Genomic DNA, 23,200 nt, shown 5'->3' with positions numbered 1-23,200 from the left:
CTACACTAATCTACAAACCAAAGACACAATAAGACAAGGGAGGAAAAGCAATGGGTACTATCATTGGTGAAGGCATTACTTTCGACGACGTCCTTTTAGTTCCGGCGTACTCCAAAGTAATCCCGAATCAAGTTGACGTTTCAACTTATCTTACAAAGAAGATTAAACTGAACATTCCCATGATGAGTGCAGGAATGGACACCGTTACTGAGTACAATATGGCGATTGCCATGGCACGTCAGGGAGGTATCGGTATCATTCACAAGAACATGTCTATCGAGGCGCAGGCAGAAGAGGTGGACAAGGTTAAGCGTTCTGAGAATGGTGTTATCACAGATCCATTTTTCTTATCTCCGGAACATACATTGAAGGATGCCAATGACTTAATGGCGAAATTCCGTATTTCCGGTGTCCCGATCACAGAAGGCAAGAAGCTGGTAGGTATTATTACCAACCGTGATCTGAAGTTTGAGACAGATTTCAGCAAGAAGATCAAAGAGTCCATGACATCTGAGGGACTGATCACAGCCAAAGAAGGTATTACACTGGAAGAGGCGAAAGAAATCCTTGCGAAATCCCGTAAAGAGAAATTACCCATTGTAGATGATGATTTTAACTTAAAAGGACTTATCACCATCAAGGATATTGAGAAACAGATCAAATATCCTCTGGCTGCCAAAGATGAACAGGGACGTCTTCTCTGTGGGGCTGCTGTTGGTATTACCGCCAACGTGCTTGCCCGTGTAGACGCACTTGTGAAGGCAAATGTTGATGTCATCGTTGTTGATTCTGCTCATGGTCATTCTGAGAATATCCTCCGTGCTGTACGAGAGATCAAGGCTGCATATCCGGAGCTGCAGGTTATCGCAGGAAACGTTGCCACAGGAGCCGCTACCAAGGCTCTGATCGATGCTGGTGTAGATGCAGTCAAGGTCGGAATCGGACCTGGCTCTATCTGTACCACCCGTGTAGTTGCAGGTATTGGTGTACCGCAGATCACAGCAGTCATGGATTGCTATGAGGTTGCCAAGAGGTATGGTATTCCGATTATTGCAGACGGTGGTATCAAGTATTCAGGCGATGTTACCAAGGCAATCGCAGCTGGTGCAAACGTTTGTATGATGGGAAGTATGTTCGCCGGATGCGATGAGAGCCCGGGAACTTTCGAGTTATATCAGGGAAGAAAATATAAAGTATACCGTGGAATGGGATCCATTGCAGCTATGGAGAATGGCAGCAAGGACCGTTACTTCCAGGAGAATGCCAAGAAGCTTGTTCCGGAAGGTGTGGAAGGACGTGTTGCATACAAGGGACACCTTGAGGACACTGTATTCCAGCTGATCGGAGGACTTCGCTCCGGTATGGGATACTGTGGAGCTGAGAATATTGAAGCACTGAAACAGAATGGTAAATTCGTGAAGATTTCTGCTGCTTCCCTGAAAGAGTCTCACCCACATGACATTCACATTACAAAAGAAGCACCGAACTACAGTGTGGATGACAAATAATGAAAAGAAAATCTGCAAGGCCGTCTTTTTCAAGGCGGCCTTCTTTTAACAAAAGAGAAAAAACAGATAAGGGCGGCAGAATCCGTCAGAGAAATCAGCGTCTGGCATTACTGGTGCTTCTTTTGCTTCTGGTTGTGACAGGAGTGGTTATTCTGATGGTAAGGAAAGGACAGAAGCAGGAGGAAAGTGCAGAGACATTCCAGGAAACGAATGATCATACGAATTATGGACCGGAAGAATGGATGTCCCAGGGTGCTCCCTACATAGATGTACAATTATTGACTCCAAATGAGTATTCCAGGCCTCAGCTGCCCCTGAATGGAGCTGATTACATAGCAATCCATTATACAGCCAATCCCGGTGCCACAGCCCAGAATAACAGGGATTATTTTGAGAATCTTTCCATTTCTCATGAGGCGAAAGTAAGCAGCCATTTTGTAGTAGGACTGGAGGGTGAAGTGATCCAGTGTATTCCTACCTCGGAGATGTCTTATGCGACTAACTCAAGGAATGTGGACAGTATTTCCATTGAGTGCTGTCATAAAGATGATACCGGCGTTTTTGAACAGGAAACTTATGATTCTGTGGTAAAGCTGGCTGCATGGCTGTGCGCCCGATTTGGGCTGACTTCAGAGCAGGTGATCCGGCATTATGATGTGACAGGCAAGGAATGCCCCAAGTATTATGTGGATCATCCGGATGCCTGGGAGCAGATGAAGGCGGATATCAGTGCACAGATCACAATAGATCAGGGCCTGATGGGGATTTCCTGAGAAGAGAGTACGGATTATATCCATAAATTCGCTCATGCAGGCATTGCGACCAGTAACCACAAAAAGTTACTGGTCATTGGTAACGTTCCGCGAGGTGTTTTTTGTGAACAAAGTTCACAGAAAACCCGAGAATCTCAGCGCGAAATCATGCGAATGCATGATTTCTGTGCATCGCGAAGCGTGTTACTGGTCACTCCGTGACCAGTAACCACAAAAAAATTGTACATAAAAGAAAAAGATTTCCCATCTTGAAATAACGAAAAAAATATTGTAGTATAAAAAAGAACTGCATGACTGGCGGATCGTGGGAATACCCACAGGGAGTGCAGTAATATCATTGTGTCGACCGCCTGGGCAGCCTGGAAGAGAGGCTTCCCAGGCGTTTTTTTATACACGCAGTCAACATTTATACTATTGATGAAAATCTGGTGGCTGCGGTAATATACTCATGTAAATTTCGAAAGGAGAACATCTGCATGGAAATGATAGCATTGGACAAAGAACTGAAGGAAAATTCTTACCCGGGACGAGGAATCATCATTGGCCGCAGCGCTGATGGAACGAAGGCAGTTACTGCTTACTTTATTATGGGAAGAAGTGAAAACAGCCGCAACCGTGTATTTGTGGAGGATGGCGAGGGAATCCGCACACAGGCATTTGACCCTTCCAAACTGGTAGATCCAAGCCTGATCATTTATGCACCTGTCCGCGTACTTGGAAATAAAACAATCGTGACAAACGGTGACCAGACAGACACTATTTACGAAGGAATGGATCATCAGCTCACTTTCGAGCAGTCTTTACGTTCCAGAGAGTTTGAGCCAGATGCACCAAACTATACACCACGTATTTCCGGAATTATGCATGTGGAGAACGGCTCTTACAGTTATGCAATGTCCATTTTGAAAAGCAATAATGGAGATCCTTCCTCCTGCAACCGTTACACTTTTGCATATCAGAATGCAAAGGCCGGTGAGGGACATTTTATCCATACTTATAAATGTGATGGAAACCCGCTGCCAAGCTTTGAGGGTGAGCCGAAGCTTGTTCAGATTCCGGATCACATGGATGAGTTTGCAGATATGTTGTGGGAGAGCCTGAATGAAGACAATAAGGTTTCACTTTTTGTGAGATACATTGATATCGAGACTGGTAAATATGAATCAAAAATTATCAACAAGAATCACTGAAAATAAAGCTTTCCGTTTTGGGTAAATTATATTCACAAAACGGAATGCCTCACGGAATAGTACCTACTGAATCGTTACCTTAAAAGATAAAATGGAGGAGATAACCATGAAAGAGTTAGAATTAAAATACGGCTGTAACCCAAATCAGAAACCATCTAAAATATACATGGAAGATGGAAGTGAACTGCCAATTAAAGTACTTTCCGGAAAACCTGGATATATTAATTTTCTGGATGCCTTTAACGGCTGGCAGCTGGTGCGTGATCTGAAAAAGGCAACCGGACTTCCCGCAGCTACTTCATTTAAACATGTTTCCCCGGCAGGTGCTTCCATTGGTCTTCCGCTCACAGAGACGCTTGCAAAAATCTACTGGGTAGAGGATATGGACTGGCAGAATTTTTCGCCGCTTGCCTGTGCATATGCCCGTGCAAGAGGCGCAGACAGAATGTCTTCCTTCGGTGATTTTATTTCCCTTTCTGATGTATGTGACAAAGACACAGCACTTCTGATCAAGAGAGAAGTTTCCGACGGTGTGATCGCTCCTGGTTATACAGAGGAGGCACTTGAGGTTCTGAAACAGAAGAAAAAAGGCAACTACAATGTAATTCAGATCGATCCGGAATATGTACCGGCTCCATTAGAGCATAAGCAGGTGTTCGGCGTTACTTTTGAGCAGGGAAGACAGGAGCTTGCAATTGATGATGAGTTGATTTCCAACATCGTAACTGAGAATAAAGAATTATCTGAGGAAGCAAAGCGTGATATGAAAGTTTCCCTGATCATTCTGAAATACACCCAGTCCAATTCCGTATGCTATGTAAAAGACGGACAGGCAATCGGAGTTGGTGCAGGACAGCAGTCAAGAGTTCACTGTACACGTCTTGCAGGACAGAAAGCAGATAACTGGTTCCTTCGCCAAAGCCCGAAAGTATTGAACCTTCCATTTAAGGAAAGTATTTCAAGAGCTGAGCGCGACAATGCTATCGACGTTTACATTGGTGATGAGTATATGGATGTTCTGGCGGATGGAAACTGGGAAAAGACATTCACAGAGAAACCTGCAGTTTTCACAAAGGAAGAGAAGAGAGCATGGCTGGATCAGATGACAGATGTAACATTAGGATCTGATGCGTTCTTTCCATTCAGCGACAATATTGAGCGAGCTTACAAAAGTGGCGTGAAATATATTGCACAGCCAGGCGGTTCTGTGAGAGATGCAGACGTAATCGATACCTGCAATAAATACAATATAGCAATGGCATTTACCGGAATTAGATTATTCCATCACTAAATCGTGGCTGAAAAATCATTCCTGCAATTGAGACGCACATCTTGCGGAAAGTTTTTTTTACATGTTTTAAGAAAAAATATTGGATTCTGGACAGAATAATAAAATGAAGTAATAAAAGGTCTTGTACAAAGTGCAAAGAACTGAAAACTCTTATTGAAAGATGAGTCAATAGAGAATCTTCAGATAGAAAAGCAAATTGTACAAGGCTTTTTTGTTTAAAATAAGATGTCCTTTATAAATTATTTCCGAAAGAATAAGCGGGATTTTCTTATGAAGTATACAAAAGACAGTGATCGCTTTGTAAGGCGGATTCAGACACAAAAAAGCTCCGACTAAATCGGAGCTTCAGAGCGATAGACGGGGCTCGAACCCGCGGTCTCGACCTTGGCAAGGTCGCGCGTTACCAACTACGCCACTATCGCATTTATTGCTGTCAACTGTTTTCCTCAGCGACAAAACATATAATACAGTATAAAATCTATTTTGTCAAATGTTTTTTTGAAAAAAATGAAATAATGTTTTTTTTAATGAAAAAACAAAAAAGCTACAATAATAAATGTGAAAAATTTCTAAAAAGCCTGATGGGATTTGAAATAAGAAAATAGCTGTGCTATGATAAACAAAGAGTAGAGGGGAAAATTGAACAGATCAGGAGATATAAATTTATGAAAAAAAGATTTCTGATTATGGCAGTATGTGTTTCCGCATGTATGCCTGTTTCTGCGCTTGGAGCGGAAATAGCCGGTCCGGCCATTTCAGGTACAGCACAGGAAAATACTGATAATAAAGAAGAAACAGTTTCAGAAGAAGCTATCGAAAAAAAGGATTCCGGGAAAATCGAGGACGAGATCACGGAAGTCCAGGATACTGTCACAGTAGCGGCAGATACAGATGTATTAGATTATCCTGGCAGAAAAGAGGGTTCTGTGATCGGTGAAGTGCTGGAAGAAGATGAAATCAGCCGTACAGGTACTATTGATGATATCTGGAGCAGGATTCTATTTGAGGATGATAATGGAGAAGAACAGGTGGGATATATCCCAACCTCTGTTTTGGAGGGTTATGAAGATAAGAATCAGGTAGCTTCAGATGCAACCTCAGATGGAACTGTAGAAGCAGGAATTATACATAAAAGTACAGGAGAGGGCGTATTTGCAGAAGCAGTAGAAGGTGTTACCCAGACAGGGGGAAATGCAGGTGTTCTTGAAGGACAGCCGATTATGGTTTCCGCAGACAGCAGCCTTCGTCCACTTGGTGTTTTCCATATTACCCATTACTGCCAGTGCAGCATTTGCTGCGGTCCGTGGGCAAACGGAATCACATCCACAGGTGTGACAGCTACCACGAACCGTACTATTGCAGTAGATCCAACTGTAATTCCTTACGGTTCTAAAGTAGTTATCAATGGACAGGTCTATGTGGCAGAAGACTGCGGCGGCGCCATTAAGAACAACCGCATTGATATTTATATGGGAAGCCATGCGGAAGCGTTGAACAGCGGTGTATTTGATGTAGAAGTTTATCTTTTGGAAGAGGGATCATCCGTTCAGGGTATAGAAGGGATTCAGGAAGGAAATCAAGAATAATATGAAAATTTTGTGAAAAATTGTGCATATTTAGTTCGAAAATGTACTAGCCAATGCGGTACTTCTAGTGTATAATATTTAGGCAGACACTGCCATGACGTGAATTATGGGAAATTAGAAGGAAAATATGGCAGATTTACAGGATAACAAATAGATAAGGTGAAAACAAAATTATGGTAAAAGTAAAAATTAGCGACTGGAAAGCTGATTCATCCATGGATGAGGCTTATAAGGCACTTCGTACAAACATTCAATTTTGCGGTGCCGACAAAAAGGTGATTGCATTTACAAGCTGTACCCCGAATGAAGGAAAGAGTAATGTAACTTTCCATCTTGCAGCTTCCCTTGCAGAGAGTGGTAAATCTGTACTTTTGATTGATGCAGACCTTCGTAAATCCGTACTTATGGGACGTGTACAGGTTGAGGAAGAAGTGAAGGGACTGACCCACTACCTGTCCAAGCAGGCGAAACTGCAGGACGTTATCTGCGCAACCAATCTTCCCAAGTTTCACATTATTTTTTCCGGTGTTGTACCGCCGAACCCGGCAGAGCTTTTAGGAAGCAGACAGTTTAAAGACATGATCCGTGTTGTAAGAGATGTATATGATTACATTATCATAGATACACCGCCTCTTGGACGAGTAATCGACTGTGCAGTTGTGGCGGATTCCTGCGATGGAACTGTCATTGTAATCGAATCCGGCAGTATCAGCTACCATTTTGTACAGGAGATCAAGGGGCAGCTGGAGAAGACCAACTGTCCGATCATCGGTGCGATTTTGAACAAGGTAGATACTAAGGAATATGGTAAATACGGTAAGTATGGTAAATATGGCAAATATGGCAAGTACGGAGAATACGGAAAATATTGATCCGTCATTATTCGAGATTGTTATATGAAAAGATTGGAAATGGGCGAAGCGAATGAAAGGTATTTATGATATTCACTGTCATATTGTTCCGGGAGTTGATGATGGAGCGAAGGATCTCAAGACATCTGTACGCATGCTCCAGAAGGAATATGATGATGGTGTCCGCAACATTATTGCCACTCCGCATTTTCGATATGATATGTTTGAGCCGTCTCTGGAACAGGTTAAGAAGCAGTTCCTTCGTGTGAGGAAGGCTGCCGCTGAGATTGGAGAAGACGGTATTCAGATGTATCTGGGCTGCGAGCTTCATTCCAGTATGGATATGACAGACTGTCTGAAAAAAGGGGAAAGACTTACCATGTCAGGTTCCCGTTATGTGTTAACGGAGTTTCGGACTTCAGACGAAAAGTCCTATATCAGGGAACGGGTGCAGGCATTGATCCGGAAAGGGTATTATCCTATTATCGCACATGTAGAACGCTATCATTCGGTAGTAAAAAACGGTCTGGATTTTATTGATGAACTCAGGGATATGGGTGCCTATATTCAGATGAATGCGGACAGTATTATTGGTGAGGATGGCTTTATGATCAAGCGTTTCTGCAAGAAAGTAATTAAAGAAGAAATGTTGGATTTTGTGGGGTCTGACGGTCATGATCTGGCCAGACGAACGCCTCACATTGGCAAATGTTACGACAAAATTGAAAAAATGATGGGTACGGATTACGCGGATATGATTTTTATCAGCAATCCGGAGTGCATTATAAATAACGAGAGATTTTGACTTTTATATATGGGATGTCGTTGGAAACGATGTATCTGTTTAGAAAAAGTAAAGAAAATTACAGGGTAACGGAGAAGAAGAATGGAAAATCAGGTTACAAATAATAACGATGAAATTGAAATCGATTTAGGTGAGATTTTTCACCTGATTCTTAGCAGGCTGGGAGTGATTATTCTTTCCGGTATCATTCTGGGTGTGATTTCCATTATCGGAACAATGCTTTTTATCACTCCACAGTATGAATCTACCACGAAGATCATGGTGCTGAATAAACAGGACAGCAATACACTGACCAGTGCTGATATGCAGACCAGTACACAGCTGACTAAGGACTATGCGGAACTTATTAAGAGCCGTACAGTTCTTGAAGGTGTAATTGCACAGCTGAATCTTAATATTACCTATCAGCAGCTGCTTGGCAAACTGACGGTAGATACTTCTACAGACAGCCGTATTGTAACGATCATAGTATCTGATGAAGATCCATATACAGCAAGCGAGATGGCCAATGCTATCCGTGATATGGCAGCAGAGCACATTCAGTCAGTTATGGATATTGAGGCGGTTAACGTAGTTGACAGCGCAAACATCCCAAGTGAAAAAGCCAGCCCAAGCCTTGCGAAGAATGGTGTGATCGGTGGACTTTTAGGTGTTATCATTGCAATGGCGATTGTGATCATCATTTATCTTACAAATGATACGATCAAGGTTGAGGAAGATGTAGAGCGTTATCTTGGACTTTCTGTTCTGGGAAGCATTCCATATTCAGAGAAAGAAAGCAGATCCAAGAAACAGAAATCAAGAAAACGTCGCTGATGAAATTGAGTATAAGGAGCTGCAGATATGCGTAAATGGTTGATTGTTTTAATGGCGGCAGTGGCAATAGGAGCGACCGGAATCCTGGGATGGCTGTATATGAGGCAGGATCGCAAGGGACCGGAAATTACCATTGCAGAGAGCAAGAAAAACAGCTACACTTCGGATATGACAACGGAAGATCTTCTGGAAGGAGTAAAAGCTGTTGACAAGAGAGATGGAGATGTTTCAGCCAGCCTGACAGTTGAGAATGTTTATCCAAATGAAAAAGGGGATGAAGTCACAGTTGTTTATGTTGCAAAGGATAACAGTAACAATGTAACAAAGGTAACTTATCATATGACTTCCGAGGGAAATCTTATGGGATTTACTTCAGAAACCAAAACTTCTTCTGACAATACAGATACAGATGCAGAAACGGATGAAGCCCTGCAGGATGAAAATGAGACTGATTCAGAAGATGAAGAAGAACCAGAAATGACAGAAGAAGAAAAAGCGCAGGAAAGGGAAGAAGAAAAGATTGACCAGCTGAACCCTCAGGATCCGCGTTTTTATCTGAATACTTACTACGTTGAAATTGCCAAGGGAACACAGATTGACAGACTGAGTTATGTCAAAGACATTCAAGACGATAAAGATTCAACAAGTGATCTTTATCGTAAGATTCAGATCACTGGAACCGTTGATGTGAATACTCCGGGTACTTATGAACTGACTTATTATGTTGTTGACTCCAATGGCAATGCTTCAAACGGAGCTGTTCTGACAATTGTAGTAAAATAATGATTACTGTGAACGGAGTGAACAGTAATCAATAGCGACTGCTGGTTATGAAAGAACCGGCAGAAAGATTCCTTTTTGACCATGCACATGTACATAGGAGCAAATATATGAGATCTACCATATGGAAGAAGACCCTTATCTGCCTTGGCGCGGTGCTGTTTCTGGAAAGCCCGGCTGTGAGTACGGCGTTTGCATATACAGTAAAGGCAGAGAATACGGATGCTGAAGCGGCCACCAGCAATATCAAGAGTATTTTGCTGATCGGACAGGACAAAAGAGAGGGAGAGTCCCGTCAGCGTTCCGATTCCATGATTCTTGCTACATTGGACAAGGATCAGGGTACTGTAAGCCTGACCTCTTTTATGAGAGATCTTTATGTTGCCATTCCTGGATATTCGACTACTCGTATTAATGCGGCTTACGCATATGGAGGAATGGATCTTTTGGACCAGACTCTGGAAGAAAATTTCGGAGTAAAGATAGATGGAAATGTGGAAGTGGATTTTGAAGTTTTCCAGGTTCTGGTTGACAAGGTTGGAGGAATAGATCTGGAGCTGACTCAGGCGGAAGCAGATTATATCTGCGGACGAGATCAGAGTGTTCTTTACCCTCAGCCTCTTCGAAGCGACTGGAATCTTCAGGAAGGAATGAACCATCTGGATGGAGAACAGGCACTTATCCATGCACGCAACCGTTCTATTGGAAATTCCGATTATCGGAGAACAGAGCGGCAGCAGGAAGTACTTATGGCTGCTTTTGCCAAGATAAAAGATCTGGGAGTTTTTGATATTGCAGGTCTGGTTAAGGATGTTCTTCCAATGGTTACTACGGATCTTTCTTTGTGGGATATAACCGGATATGCCATGGATGTGATGAACATCGGTACAGATGAAATTGCATCATACCGGATTCCGGAGGATGGAGCCTACACACCTCAGACGATTGACGGCATGCAGGTTCTGGTTCCTGATCTTGAGCAGAATCGGCAATATCTTCAGCAGATCCTGTATCACGCAGGTGAATAAGAATTAAAAAGAATTAAGACGGTTCGCACCACACGAACCGTCTTTTACGCTATAATAACGAAATAAAAGCAGCTGTTGGGTTCCTTTGCAGTTACACACTGTCTGCTGAACCATTATAAAAATAAATTATAGAAATATATAGATAGCAATCAGAATTGAAAGCGGGTGGAGGATAAGTGGAATTGCTTGAATGGATACATAATATTGATGCACAGATTCTGCTTTTTATACAGCAGTATTTAAGAAGTGATCTGTTTACCTGGCTGTGGAAGGGAATTACCTTTCTAGGAGACGGAGGCTGGTTCTGGATTGTTTTGGGGCTGCTTTTTCTTTTTCCAAAGAAGACAAGAAAGGCAGGTGTAACCGCACTTCTGGCACTAGCTATAGGGGCAGTGGTTACGAATTTATGCCTTAAGGATCTGGTAGCGCGTATAAGACCTTATGATTCTGTGGAGGGACTTGTGCCTCTGGTTGCCAGGCTGAAGGACTATTCTTTTCCATCAGGTCATACCTGCGCATCTTTTGCCTGTGCAGGCGTATATTATAAAGCCTTTCCTGGAAAATGGGGAAAAGCAGCCATGGTCCTGGCAGTACTGATCGCTTTGTCCCGATTGTACGTGGGAGTACACTATCCTACAGATGTGCTGGCTGGAGCCCTTGTAGGCACTTTTAGTGCGTTGGCGGCGCTGAAGCTAGAGCACGCTCTAGTCAGATATTATGAAGAACGAAAAGCAAAATAAAGATAAGGGAGAATTTATGGAAGAGAAAAAAACACAGACAGTCTGTCCATACGCAAAAAAGTGCGGTGGGTGCCAGTATCAGGGTGTGCCTTATTCCGCACAGCTTAAAAAGAAACAAAATCAGGTACAGGGGCTTTTGAAGAAGTTTGGGAATGTGAAGCCGGTAATTGGAATGAAAGATCCTTATTTTTACCGGAATAAAGTTCATGCTGTATTTGACCGTGACCGGAAGGGAAATATTATTTCTGGAATTTATGAGGCTGGTACCCACAGAGTGGTTTCTATTGAACAGTGTCTGATTGAGGATAAGAAGAGTCAGGAAATCATCCGTACCATTCGGGGAATGCTGAAGTCTTTTAAGATCAAAACATATGATGAGGATACCGGATATGGACTTCTGCGCCATGTACTGGTGCGTCGTGGCTTTTCTACAGGTGAGGTAATGGTAGTACTGGTGGTCGCCTCTCCTATTTTTCCATCCAAGAATAACTTTGTGAAGGCATTAAGAAAAGTTCATCCAGAGATCAGTACTGTGGTATTAAATATTAATGACAAAAATACAAGCATGGTTCTTGGCGAGCGGGAAATCGTACTTTATGGTAAGGGATTTATCCGTGATACCCTTTGTGGAAAATCCTTCCGTATTTCACCGAAATCCTTCTATCAGGTAAATTCAGTGCAGACCGAAATTCTTTATGGAAAAGCTGTGGAATTTGCAGGGCTGACAGGGAAAGAAAAAGTCATTGATGCATATTGTGGAATTGGTACCATCGGTCTGGTAGCTTCTGGTAAGGCAAGAGAAGTGGTCGGAGTGGAACTGAATAAAGATGCAGTCAGGGATGCAAGGATCAATGCAAGAGAGAATAAGGTGGTAAACATATCTTTCCGCCAGGGTGATGCCGGTGAATTTATGGAGGCAATGGCAGAAGCTGGTGAAAAGGCAGATGTGGTATTTATGGATCCTCCCCGCTCAGGCAGCAGCGAGAAATTCCTGAATTCCGTAATAAAACTCTCTCCGAAGAAAATTGTTTGCATTTCCTGTAACCCGGAAACACTTGCAAGAGACCTTAATTTCCTTACGAGAAAAAACTATATAGTTAAAGAAATCCAGCCTGTGGAAATGTTCTGTTTTACAGATCACACAGAAGTGGTGACCTGGCTGGAGCAAAAATAAGAAACTGTTGCTGTTTACAGGCTGTGCAGCAATGAAAATATATTCTGTAAGAAAAGGTATCCTGTCAGCAGGAAAAAAGGAGGTACCTATGATGACGACCATAACTGGAATTATGGAGTGGGTTCTGGAGAATATTGCTGGTTTCGCCATTGTAATTTTTGAGTTTATTGGAGTTGCCATTATTATCTGGAGTGGAATTACCGGATTTATCAAATGGCTGAAACATGCCGGAGATACTGGTGTCTATCTGGCGAGGGGACTTGCCATGGGACTGGAATTTAAAATGGGAAGTGAGATTCTACGTACTGTAGTGGTACGTGAGTGGAAGGAAATCGGAATTGTAGCCGGAATTATTGCTCTTCGTGCAGCTCTTACGTTCCTGCTTCACTGGGAAATCAAGGAGGAAGAAAAAAGCGGCGGACATGAGGAATAGAGGTTCGCTGTTTATAGATGATATCTGCGGGTTTATAGGAGCACACATAAAGATTGATAAAGGTATAATAAACAATGGAAATGAAAGTAATTGCTCATATCAGAAGTGATTTTCCAACGAAATTTGGAATTCCCCATCAGAGCGGCAGAATACAGGAACTAAAGGCGGATATTATTTTTGAACCGGAATATCGGAACCATGAGGCATTTCGAGGGCTGGAAGAGTATACCCATATCTGGCTGATCTGGGAATTTTCACAGGCTGTCCGCAAGGAGTGGTCTCCTACAGTGCGTCCTCCAAGACTTGGGGGAAACGTCAGAATGGGCGTTTTTGCTACAAGGTCTCCTTTTCGTCCAAATCCCATAGGACTTTCCAGTGTAAGGCTGGAGAGCGTAGAGTTTTCTGAAAAGTATGGACCGGTGCTTCATGTATCAGGAGCGGATCTTATGGACGGAACACCTATTTATGATATAAAGCCCTATCTGGCTTACGTGGACAGCCATCCGGAAGCAGCGGGCGGATTTACCGACCAGATTCAGGATCATAAGCTGAAAGTAGAGTTTCCGGAAAAGCTTTTGAAGAAGATTCCAGAGGAAAAAAGAGAAGCACTTCTGGCTGTCCTTGCAAACGATCCAAGACCTGGGTATCAGAAAGACCCTGAAAGAAAATACGGAATGTCTTTTGGATCCTGGGATATTCATTTTAAAGTAGATGGAGAACAGCTGCAGGTATTGGAGGTATTTAACACTTTCACGAATTAAATCGAAAAAACCCTTGCAAAAAGTCGAATTTTTTCATAAAATGGAGAAAAAGTTTTTGAGGAGCATAAAGATTATGAGAAAAGTTGTAAAGTTTGGCGGAAGCTCCCTTGCAAATGCGGAGCAGTTTGAAAAAGTCGGAGATATTATCAGAAGTGAAGAGAGCAGACGTTTTGTTGTTCCTTCTGCACCAGGTAAGAGATTTGACGGGGACACGAAGGTAACAGATCTTCTTTACAGCTGTTATGACGCAGCTGCAAATGGCGGTGATTTTGAAAAGGTTTTAGAAGAAATCAAATCTCGTTATTATGAGATTATTAAAGGGCTTGGCCTTGCTCTTTCCATGGAAGAGGATTTCCAGTTGATCAAAGAGAATTTTAAAACACAGATTGGCAGGGATTACGCCGCTTCCCGTGGAGAATATCTGAACGGCAAAGTGATGGCTGCTTATCTTGGTTATGAATTTGTGGATGCAGCAGAAGTAATCCGTTTTGATAAAAACGGAAATCTGGATTCAGAGAAGACAGACAAACTTCTGAACAAGCGTCTTTCCAAATGTGAGAATGCAGTTGTGCCGGGCTTCTATGGTGCAAAGGACGATGGAACTGTGACCACTTTTTCCAGAGGTGGTTCTGATGTGACAGGTTCTCTGGTTGCCAAGGCAATTAAGGCTGATATGTATGAAAACTGGACTGATGTATCCGGTTTCCTTGTAACAGACCCGAGAATTGTAAAGAATCCGGCTGTGATTGAGACCATTACATACCGTGAACTTCGTGAGCTTTCCTACATGGGAGCTACTGTTCTTCATGAAGATGCTATTTTCCCTGTAAGAAAAGAGGGAATTCCGATTAATATCCGCAACACCAACCGTCCGGAGGATAAGGGAACTTTTATTGTGGAGAGTACCTGCCGCAAGCCGAAATATACCATAACCGGTATTGCAGGAAAGAAAGGATTCTGTTCTATCAACATTGAGAAGTCCATGATGAACAGTGAAATCGGATTTGGCAGAAGAGTGCTTCAGGTATTTGAAGACCAGGGAATCAGTTTTGAGCATGTTCCATCCGGTATTGATACCATGACAGTATATGTTCACCAGGATGAGTTTGAAGAAAAGGAGCAGCAGGTAATTGCGGGAATCCATCGCCTGGTTCAGCCGGATTTTGTGGAAATGGAATCTGACCTTGCCCTGATCGCAGTTGTAGGACGTGGAATGAAATCCACCCGCGGTACAGCCGGAAGAATTTTCTCTGCCCTCGCACATGCAAATGTAAACGTCAAGATGATTGACCAGGGTTCCAGTGAGCTAAATATTATTATCGGTGTGGAAAACCGTGATTTTGAAAATGCAGTGAAAGCAATTTATGATATTTTTGTGCTGACACAGATTTGAAATTGAGTGGATAGGTCACCTGTCGGCAGCATTCACATATATGAAAATCTGCTCATACGTTCAGAACGTCTGGTATTCATGAATTCGCTGATGTAAGCATGTACCATTTCTGGCTGTCGTCCGGGAGCTTTAATAGTAAAAGAATGAGATAAGAGCCGTAAATCAAAGGTAGTGTTAGAATTAATCTTTGATTTATGGCTCTTTTTGTATAGAAAAAATTTCGTGCCGTTTTATGATATTGACAAAACAGAACATACGTTCTAAAATAAAACAAGAACAAACGTTCTGAAATTGAGAATAATAAAGAACGCGAAAAACAGATTACATAAAAGGAGTTTTGTTACGGGATGATTATTCAGGAATCAATGACATTGAAGCGGAAGCTGGAGATTTTATCGGATGCCGCGAAATATGATGTGGCTTGCACATCCAGTGGTGTGGATCGAAAGGGAGATGGAAAGGGCATGGGAAACAGCATTGCTGCCGGAATCTGTCATAGTTTTGCTCAGGATGGCAGATGTATCAGTCTTTTGAAGATCCTTTATACAAATGAATGTGTATTTGACTGTAAATACTGTATAAACAGAGCCTCCAATGATGTGGTGCGTACCAGTTTTACCCCAGAAGAAGTGTGTCGTCTGACTATGGAATTTTACAGGAGGAACTATATTGAAGGACTGTTTTTAAGTTCCGGAGTAAAGGAAAGTCCAGACAGGACTATGGAAGAACTGCTTTGTACAGTAAATCTTCTTCGTAATAAATATCATTTTCAGGGATATATTCATTTGAAAGCCATTCCAGGTGCTGCTCCTGAACTGATCGCCAGGGCGGGGTATCTGGCAGATCGCATGAGCGTGAACCTGGAACTTCCTACTGCAGACGGGCTTAGGAAACTGGCACCGCATAAGAGCAGGCAAACTATTCTGCGCCCTATGAAGCAGATTCAGCAGCAGCGAGATCAGAATAAGGAGGAATTGGTTCTGTACCGTCATGCCCCTAAGTTTGTACCAGCCGGTCAAAGTACCCAGATGATTATTGGAGCTATGGGGGAGAGCGATTATCAGATCGTGTCAGTAGCAGAATCTTTGTATAAGAACTTTGCATTAAAAAGAGTTTTTTATTCGGCTTTTGTCGCCGTAAATGAAGATAAGGATCTGCCCATGTCCTTATCAGGTCCGCCTCTTTTGCGGGAACACCGGCTTTATCAGGCAGACTGGCTTATGCGGTTTTATGGTTTTCGGGCTTCAGAACTGCTTTCAGAGAAGCATCCGGATTTTAACCTTCTTCTGGATCCCAAGGCAGACTGGGCAGTGTCACATCTGGAGTTTTTTCCGGTAGAGATCAACCAGGCAGATTATTATGAACTTCTTCGTGTACCGGGAATCGGTTATACCTCTGCCAGAAGAATCATTGGGGCCAGGAGAACCCATTCCCTGGAATTTGCAGATTTGAAGAGGATTGGTGTGGTTCTGAAGCGTGCCTTATATTTTATCACCTGTAATGGCCGCATGATGTACAATACCAGGTTGGAGGAATCTTATATTACCCGTAATCTTCTGGATGAAGAGAACTGCCGGAAGCATGGGAATGAAGCTGCATTTCAGCAATTATCCCTCTTTGGAGATGAGATGGGGAGCAGAAGACTGTATACAGAAAATACAAAGAATCATGTGGACAGAAAGGTGGGAGCTATATGAATCAAGAGAAAAGAATCCTGGTATGTGAGGACTCTATGGAGGGAATTTTTTCTGCTGTCTATGATGGATGGAAAGAGTGTGCAGGCGGCTGTAAAGTGAGCATTCAGACCAGTTTTCCTGTAAGCATGGAATTGTTCACTTCTTATCGGGAGATTGCTACAGATCAGAGTAAGGCTGGTAAGGTTATGAGGACGATTCTTATGAGACTGGGAAGCGAGGTTTACGAACAGATTTGTCTGGCGGCAGCTTCAGCAGATGAAGACAGGGGAACTGCCATTTATTATGTGCTGCACCGGGCTTTTGGGGGAGGCAGATGCGAAAAACGTGTAATGGAGGCACTGGCAGATCCATATGTATCCAGGGTTGCGAAACTGGCACTCTGTGTGAAGCGGGAACATCACCATTATTTTGGGTTTGTCCGTTTCAGGGAGATTGGCGGAAGGTTTCTGTTGGCAAAGATCCAGCCGGGGAATGATATCCTGTCTCTTATGGCTCTTCATTTTTCCAATCGCTTTCCCAATGAGAACTGGGTAATCTATGATGAGAAGAGGCAGAAGGCGTTGTGCCATGAGAAAGGGAAGGAGTGCGTCATGAGAAAAGAAGTGCGTATACAGGTGCCAGGGAGCGCCGTAGGGGATATGGGAGAGTACGAGGAACTGTGGCAGACATTTTGTGATAGCATATCCATTGAAGCAAGGAGGAATGAGAAACTTCAGAAGCAGATGCTTGCTTTGCATTTTCGGAGTAATATGCCGGAGTTTTCTGTGAAAGGATAGGCCGATAAGTAAAATTCGTGTTATAATGCTTACAGATAAGGTATCTTTGTTTGGAAGGCAGCAGACCAGTAAAAGGCGGTAAATTGGAAATGGACAATCCGGTAACACGAATATCAGTAAGAAATCTTGTGGAGTTTATATTGCAAAGCGGTGATCTTGATAACCGAAGAGGTACTATAGACAAAGATGCTATGTTAAAGGGCAGCAGACTGCATCGGAAGCTTCAGAAACAAATGGGCGGAGACTACAGAGCAGAGGTTGCTTTGCGGATGAATTGCAGCTATGAGGATCTGGACATTCGGTTAGAAGGTCGTGCAGATGGAATTTTTACAGAAGATGAAGTTGTCTGGATCGATGAGATTAAAGGAATATATGGAAATGTGGAACAGATGGAAGAGCCTGTGAAGGTTCATAAGGCTCAGGCTATGTGTTATAGCTATATTTACGGTGTTCAGGAAGGCTTGTCGAAGATTGGAATCCAGATGACATATGCCAATCTGGAGACAGAAGTGGTGAAAAGGTTCCGGGAGGTGATCTCCATAGAGGAACTGAAAGAATGGTACCAGAAACTTCTGGATGAATATCATAAATGGCTCAGTTATCAGAAAAAATGGAAGGAAGAGAGAAATCATTCTCTTCAGAGCCTGGAATTTCCATTTTCCTACAGAGAAGGTCAGAGAAAGATGGTGAGCAGTGTTTACCATGCAATTGGAGCCAGTCGTCAGATTTTTATTCAGGCACCTACCGGTGTAGGAAAAACTATGTCTACCATATTTCCAGCAGTTCGTGCTGTTGGCGAAGGGAAAGGGGAGACGATCTTTTATCTTACAGCCAAGACTATTACAAGAACAGTGGCTCAGGAAGCTTTTGAGGTGCTGCGGGAAAAGGGAATGAAATACAAAGTGGTGACCATTACAGCCAAGGAGAAGCTGTGTTTTATGGACGAAACCAAATGTGATCCGGTACATTGTCCTTACGCCAGGGGACATTTCGACAGGGTCAATGACGCTGTCTATGAGCTGTGGACGACGAAGAGCAGATATGACAGGGAGACTATCCGGGAGCAGGCAGAGAAATGGCAGGTATGTCCTTTTGAAATGTGTCTGGATCTGTCTGTGTGGGTGGATGCTGTAATTTGTGATTATAATTATGTGTTTGACCCTACGGTTCATTTGAAACGTTTTTTCGGGGAAGGTGCAGGTGGAGATTATATCTTTCTCATTGATGAAGCTCATAATCTGGCAGAACGGGGAAGAGAGATGTACAGCGCTTCTATTTGCAGGGAAGATGCTGTTCGGGTTCGAAAAGTTATGAAAGAAAGAGCACCCCGGCTTTACCGCTCCCTTGGAAAGCTGGATAAACAGCTGAAAGAACTACAGGTGGACTGTGGAAATTACCTCGTTCTCCCAGGCACGGGTTCCATAATTATGACGATTTTAAAGGTTCAGGGAGAATTTGATGCTTTTCTGGAAGCACATAAGGATGTGGAACTGGAAGATGAAGCAATAAAGTTTTATTTTGATATTCGCAATTTTCTGAATATTGCAGAACTGATAGATGAGAACTATGTAGTTTATGCTGAGAATGGAGAAGATGGTCTGTTTCGCCTAAAACTGTTCTGTGTAAATCCGGCAGTGAACCTGGGGGAATATCTGAAGAAAGGCCGCAGTGCCGTATTCTTTTCTGCCACATTGCTGCCCATGAACTACTACAGGAAATTGCTCAGCAACAGGCAGGACGATTATGGAATCTACGTGGAATCACCGTTTTCACAGAAGAACCGCTGTATTTTAAATGCCGGCGATGTAAGTTCCTTATATAGTCGCAGGGGATATGAGGAATATCATAAAATTGCGGAATATATAGCAAAGACTGTATGGCAGCGCAAGGGAAATTATATGGTATTTTTTCCTTCTTACAAAATGTTGGAAGAGGTTTATGCAGTCTACGAAGAAGAATTTTCTGTAAACTGGGTGAAGTGTATCTGTCAGAACAGCTCTATGAAGGAACAGGAAAGAGAAGAGTTTCTTCAGGAATTTGAACAGAATCAGGAATCACTGGTAGCTTTTTGCATTATGGGCGGTATTTTTTCAGAGGGAATTGATCTGCTGGGAGAAAAACTGATTGGAGCCATTTTAGTGGGAACCGGATTGCCCCAGTTGGGAAATGAGAGGGAAATTCTTCGTTCTTTTTACACAGAAAATGGGGAAAATGGATTTGATTACGCCTATAGGTATCCTGGCATGAATAAGGTTCTGCAGGCTGCTGGAAGAGTAATCCGCACAAGGGAGGATCATGGTGTTATTCTCCTTTTGGATGAACGGTTCCGGCAGAGAGAATACAGCAATCTTTTTCCGGTGGAGTGGAATGACAGGAAAACGTGTACATTGTCAAATGTGGAAGCACAGCTGCAAAAATTTTGGGAGAGTATTCCGGACAAAATCTCTCACAAATTGTGACGTACATCCTGCAGAAAGTCTTTTCAAACACATTCCAGAGCCTGTAAAAATGTTATGGAAAACAAAGAGGTTGCATACAAAGCAGAAACAGGTTATACTGCCCTTATTAAAAGGAGAATAACATGAAAAAAGGCAAAAAAACCAGATGGCTGTATAAAGCAGCTGGAATGGCAGTCCTTTTGGGGGCAGCATTTTGGTGCAGCAACAGCGGGCTCCTGTTATGGAAGCCTGAAGTTCTGACTGTATTGGCGGAATCAGAAAGTGGCGGCAGCCTGTCATCTGTTACAGAGGAAGCTAAGATACTTCCTATTCCCAACAGTGATGGCAAATATATGTTGAAAAGTGACGGCTTTTACTGTCTGAATGAAGATGGTTCAGGAGACTGCGTTCAGGCTATACATTATTTCGACCATTTTGTTGTAGATGGAACAGTGTTTAATGGATATTATTATCACGACGAGACAGGAAAATTTAAAGCTTCTGAAGCACATCTTACAGCCATTTCACAGGAAGCACTCCCGAAAGCAGAAGATGGAACTGTGGAAGCAGGATGGACTTCGGGGATTTATGTGGTAAATAACCTTGGAAGGCTTTCCGGTACCGGAAGAGTTTGTATTCTAAAAGAAGAGATTGGACAGATAAAACTAGATGGCGGGTATTACGTTGACAGAAATGGAAGAGTGTGTCAGGAAGGTGGCATTTATTATATCCAGGAAATGAATGTGGGAGAAAAGAGATTTTCCGGGTATTATTATTTTGATGAATCAAGCGGCGTATTAGTGGAAGAAGCTGGTACTACACCAGAGGGCTTGACAATCCAAAAAGATGGCAGTATCAAGGAATTGACGGATCCGGGGATCAAAAATCTGAAGAAAGCTGTGAAGGAATTTACGGAAAATTTGGAAGGGGACTGGAGCGTCTATGTGAAAGATCTGAAGAGCGGAGAGAAGTTCTCCATCAATGATAAAGCCATATCTTCTGCAAGTCTGATAAAAGCATTTACAATGGCTGCAAGTTATGAAAATATGGAAAAAATCAGGATAGCTGAGGGGATACTTCTGAAAGCAGATTCAGCTAGTCAGACTGTGACAGACAAGCTGTTTCGGCTTATGGAGAATATGGTAACCTACAGTGACAATGAGTCTTTTAATGAAATGGTAAGGCTTCAGACTGCTTCCAATCAATTCAATGCAGGTGCACGTGTAATTAACAGGTATCTTAGGGAACAGGGTTATAAAGAGACAGCTGTGCTTCATACGCTTGCGCCTTCGAATACAGATCCGGAAGGGCTTGGCAGCAGTAATATGACCTCTGTGGAGGATTGTGGCACTTTGCTAGAGAAGATTTACCGAAGAGAATGTGTAAGTCCGGAGGATTCTGACCAGATGCTGTCTTTGCTTCTGAATCAGGATACCAGAACAAAGATTCCTGGCGGGCTCAAGGAATCTGTTCAGGTAGCGAATAAAACTGGTGAAAATGATAAAAGCCAGCACGATATTGGAATTGTCTATGGAGCCAGAACGGATTATATTCTATGCGTAATGTCTGAGAATGCAGGAAAGGAAGCAGATGCTGTTTCCAATATTCAAAGGATTTCTGCGATGGTTTATTATTATTTGAATTAGAGCATGTTTGAAAAAGGCTTTCTGCAAGATGTGCGTCACAATTTGTGGGAGATTTCGCCCGGATGAGGGTGCCGTAGCGGGCTACTGCAACCGAATTCGGGTGAAATCTCCCACAAAGTGGGGCGTGCAGATTGCGGGAATGATTTTTTAAACACGCCCTAAGACTGTGCAGCAAACATTATTTATGTAATAGGAAAATCCTGCAAGGCAGAATCCGTTCCAGACTTGTACAAAAAAATTACTTTCCAGATTCGTACAAAAAAATTGCTTGACACTAATAAAATTTTGCGATAGCATGAAGACAATAAAAGAAAAATTGAAAGGAGATTTACACCATGAAAGTAGTTTATACAGAGAAGGCACCAGCAGCAATCGGACCATACTCCCAGGCAATGATCTTAAATGGAGTATTATTCACATCTGGACAGATTCCGGTAAATCCTGCAACAGGCGAGATCAACGGAAATACCATTGAGACTCAGGCAGAGCAGGTTATGAAGAATCTTGGCGAAGTACTGAAAGAAGCAGGAAGTAGCTTTGAGAAGGCAGTTAAGACAACATGCTTCCTTGCTGATATGGGAGATTTTGCCAAGTTTAATGAAGTATATGCGAAATACTTTGTAAACAAACCAGCACGTTCCTGTGTCGCTGTGAAAACTCTTCCGAAGAATGTTCTTTGCGAAGTTGAGGTAATCGCAGAAGTTTAATAGTACTGTCCACAGGAAAATGTGTCAAATGTTTTTGTATTTAAAGATATGCAAATATTTAGAATATATATTGTCAGGCCTTCTGGGGTTCACCCGGGAGGCCTTTGTCATAAATAAAAATTGTGCAGAATTCTGTTGCAACGCAGTCTGGAATGTCAGACAGAAATCCCTGGCATATTAAACTGTTGACGGATTGCTTTTTAGTTGGAAATCATGTATAATAGCGAACGATAGCATGGGGATTTTTTGCTATGCAGGAAAATCCCTTTCAAGAAGAAAGGCAGGGACGAAATGTGGATAATCTTATGAAAGTGGGAATGGGATATGATGTACACAGACTGACAGAGAACCGGAATCTGATCCTTGGCGGTGTGAAGATACCGTGGGAGAAAGGCCTGCTGGGACATTCAGATGCAGATGTACTGATTCATGCGATTATGGATGCTCTTTTGGGAGCTGCAGCTCTTGGAGATATTGGACAGCATTTTCCAGATACAGATCCGGCATACGAGGGGATTTCCAGCGTAAAGCTGTTGGAACATGTAGCCTCTCTTCTGGAAAAAAAAGGATATGGTGTAGGAAATATTGACGCTGTGGTCATTGCCCAGAAGCCGAAGATGGCACCTCATATTCCACAGATGAAGGAAAACATTGCGAAAGCGCTGCATATGGAGCCTGACTGTCTGAATATCAAGGCTACCACAGAGGAGAAGCTGGGTTTTACCGGAAGAGAAGAGGGAATTGCTTCCCAGGCAGTCTGCCTTTTATACAAGAAATAATGTTGTTGTGCGCACAAGTACAAAATGC

The 23,200-nt window shown here is 42.8% G+C and carries 22 protein-coding genes, 1 tRNA gene and 1 riboswitch; of the genes, 22 read left to right on the top strand and 1 reads right to left on the bottom strand.

The window, feature by feature from the left end; genetic code table 11:
- Window positions 1-50: 50 nt before the first annotated feature.
- The 4 genes from guaB to ACESTK_RS12330 all read left to right on the top strand — a co-directional run bounded on the left by guaB (window position 51) and on the right by ACESTK_RS12330 (window position 4,762).
- Window positions 51-1,508, top strand: a complete 1,458-nt coding sequence (guaB, locus tag ACESTK_RS12345; RefSeq protein ID WP_118579160.1) for an IMP dehydrogenase — start codon at window positions 51-53, stop codon at window positions 1,506-1,508.
- Complete coding sequence (locus ACESTK_RS12340; RefSeq protein ID WP_173716436.1) at window positions 1,508-2,281, top strand: N-acetylmuramoyl-L-alanine amidase family protein; 774 nt, start codon at window positions 1,508-1,510, stop codon at window positions 2,279-2,281. The genes guaB and ACESTK_RS12340 overlap by 1 nt, the downstream gene beginning before the upstream one ends.
- 280 nt (window positions 2,282-2,561) lie before the next feature.
- Window positions 2,562-2,644: riboswitch (ZMP/ZTP riboswitch) on the top strand.
- 113 nt (window positions 2,645-2,757) lie between these two features.
- Window positions 2,758-3,471 carry an IMP cyclohydrolase gene (locus ACESTK_RS12335; protein ID WP_118579154.1) on the top strand — a complete coding sequence of 238 codons (714 nt, stop codon included), beginning with the start codon at window positions 2,758-2,760 and terminating at the stop codon, window positions 3,469-3,471.
- Between the two features lie 106 nt (window positions 3,472-3,577).
- Window positions 3,578-4,762, top strand: coding sequence for a phosphoribosylaminoimidazolecarboxamide formyltransferase (locus ACESTK_RS12330; RefSeq protein ID WP_173716438.1), 1,185 nt, complete (start codon window positions 3,578-3,580; stop codon window positions 4,760-4,762).
- A 349-nt stretch (window positions 4,763-5,111) separates the two neighbouring features.
- Here the strand turns inward: ACESTK_RS12330 and ACESTK_RS12325 are convergent.
- A tRNA-Gly gene (locus ACESTK_RS12325) sits at window positions 5,112-5,184 on the bottom strand.
- Window positions 5,185-5,427: 243 nt separating this feature from the next.
- Here ACESTK_RS12325 and ACESTK_RS12320 point away from each other — a divergent pair.
- The 18 genes from ACESTK_RS12320 to ispF all read left to right on the top strand — a co-directional run bounded on the left by ACESTK_RS12320 (window position 5,428) and on the right by ispF (window position 23,172).
- Window positions 5,428-6,348 (top strand): 3D domain-containing protein, encoded by a 921-nt coding sequence (locus ACESTK_RS12320; RefSeq protein ID WP_118579148.1) that lies wholly within the window; start codon window positions 5,428-5,430, stop codon window positions 6,346-6,348.
- A 173-nt stretch (window positions 6,349-6,521) separates the two neighbouring features.
- Window positions 6,522-7,220, top strand: a complete 699-nt coding sequence (locus ACESTK_RS12315) for a CpsD/CapB family tyrosine-protein kinase (RefSeq protein WP_118579145.1) — start codon at window positions 6,522-6,524, stop codon at window positions 7,218-7,220.
- Window positions 7,221-7,272: 52 nt separating this feature from the next.
- Window positions 7,273-8,004, top strand: a complete 732-nt coding sequence (locus ACESTK_RS12310; protein WP_173716439.1) for a CpsB/CapC family capsule biosynthesis tyrosine phosphatase — start codon at window positions 7,273-7,275, stop codon at window positions 8,002-8,004.
- A gap of 81 nt (window positions 8,005-8,085) precedes the next feature.
- Window positions 8,086-8,820, top strand: coding sequence for a YveK family protein (locus ACESTK_RS12305; protein ID WP_118579139.1), 735 nt, complete (start codon window positions 8,086-8,088; stop codon window positions 8,818-8,820).
- Window positions 8,821-8,847: 27 nt separating this feature from the next.
- Window positions 8,848-9,603, top strand: coding sequence for an immunoglobulin-like domain-containing protein (locus tag ACESTK_RS12300; RefSeq protein ID WP_173718263.1), 756 nt, complete (start codon window positions 8,848-8,850; stop codon window positions 9,601-9,603).
- Window positions 9,604-9,710: 107 nt separating this feature from the next.
- Window positions 9,711-10,628 carry an LCP family protein gene (locus ACESTK_RS12295; protein WP_178090676.1) on the top strand — a complete coding sequence of 306 codons (918 nt, stop codon included), beginning with the start codon at window positions 9,711-9,713 and terminating at the stop codon, window positions 10,626-10,628.
- A 176-nt stretch (window positions 10,629-10,804) separates the two neighbouring features.
- Window positions 10,805-11,368 (top strand): phosphatase PAP2 family protein, encoded by a 564-nt coding sequence (locus ACESTK_RS12290; protein WP_118579130.1) that lies wholly within the window; start codon window positions 10,805-10,807, stop codon window positions 11,366-11,368.
- 16 nt (window positions 11,369-11,384) lie between these two features.
- Window positions 11,385-12,542: a 23S rRNA (uracil(1939)-C(5))-methyltransferase RlmD gene (gene rlmD, locus ACESTK_RS12285; RefSeq protein ID WP_373119862.1), complete on the top strand. Its 1,158-nt coding sequence runs from the start codon at window positions 11,385-11,387 to the stop codon at window positions 12,540-12,542.
- A gap of 88 nt (window positions 12,543-12,630) precedes the next feature.
- Complete coding sequence (locus ACESTK_RS12280) at window positions 12,631-12,975, top strand: DUF1622 domain-containing protein (RefSeq protein ID WP_173718265.1); 345 nt, start codon at window positions 12,631-12,633, stop codon at window positions 12,973-12,975.
- Window positions 12,976-13,055: 80 nt separating this feature from the next.
- Window positions 13,056-13,736, top strand: a complete 681-nt coding sequence (gene tsaA / locus ACESTK_RS12275; protein ID WP_148462800.1) for a tRNA (N6-threonylcarbamoyladenosine(37)-N6)-methyltransferase TrmO — start codon at window positions 13,056-13,058, stop codon at window positions 13,734-13,736.
- Between the two features lie 73 nt (window positions 13,737-13,809).
- Window positions 13,810-15,129: an aspartate kinase gene (locus tag ACESTK_RS12270; protein ID WP_373119861.1), complete on the top strand. Its 1,320-nt coding sequence runs from the start codon at window positions 13,810-13,812 to the stop codon at window positions 15,127-15,129.
- Window positions 15,130-15,476: 347 nt separating this feature from the next.
- Complete coding sequence (locus ACESTK_RS12265) at window positions 15,477-16,826, top strand: putative DNA modification/repair radical SAM protein (protein WP_148462767.1); 1,350 nt, start codon at window positions 15,477-15,479, stop codon at window positions 16,824-16,826.
- Window positions 16,823-17,602, top strand: a complete 780-nt coding sequence (locus ACESTK_RS12260) for a TIGR03915 family putative DNA repair protein (protein WP_373119859.1) — start codon at window positions 16,823-16,825, stop codon at window positions 17,600-17,602. The genes ACESTK_RS12265 and ACESTK_RS12260 overlap by 4 nt, the downstream gene beginning before the upstream one ends.
- Before the next feature lie 89 nt (window positions 17,603-17,691).
- Window positions 17,692-20,061 (top strand): ATP-dependent DNA helicase, encoded by a 2,370-nt coding sequence (locus ACESTK_RS12255; protein ID WP_373119857.1) that lies wholly within the window; start codon window positions 17,692-17,694, stop codon window positions 20,059-20,061.
- Window positions 20,062-20,183: 122 nt separating this feature from the next.
- The gene (locus tag ACESTK_RS12250) at window positions 20,184-21,686 is read left to right on the top strand and encodes a serine hydrolase (RefSeq protein WP_148462764.1); all 1,503 of its coding nucleotides are present in this window, start codon (window positions 20,184-20,186) and stop codon (window positions 21,684-21,686) included.
- A 7-nt stretch (window positions 21,687-21,693) separates the two neighbouring features.
- Window positions 21,694-21,837, top strand: coding sequence for a DUF6783 domain-containing protein (locus tag ACESTK_RS12245; RefSeq protein WP_373119854.1), 144 nt, complete (start codon window positions 21,694-21,696; stop codon window positions 21,835-21,837).
- 184 nt (window positions 21,838-22,021) lie between these two features.
- Complete coding sequence (locus ACESTK_RS12240; RefSeq protein ID WP_148462763.1) at window positions 22,022-22,393, top strand: RidA family protein; 372 nt, start codon at window positions 22,022-22,024, stop codon at window positions 22,391-22,393.
- A 305-nt stretch (window positions 22,394-22,698) separates the two neighbouring features.
- Window positions 22,699-23,172, top strand: a complete 474-nt coding sequence (gene ispF, locus ACESTK_RS12235) for a 2-C-methyl-D-erythritol 2,4-cyclodiphosphate synthase (RefSeq protein ID WP_373119902.1) — start codon at window positions 22,699-22,701, stop codon at window positions 23,170-23,172.
- The last annotated feature ends 28 nt before the right edge of the window (window positions 23,173-23,200 follow it).

This window comes from Ruminococcus sp. Marseille-P328, from assembly GCF_964249465.1.
Taxonomy (GTDB): Bacteria; Bacillota; Clostridia; order Lachnospirales; family Lachnospiraceae; genus Blautia_A; species Blautia_A faecis.
Note: the sequence above shows the minus strand (reverse complement) of the source record. Positions and strands in the feature narration are given on the sequence as shown.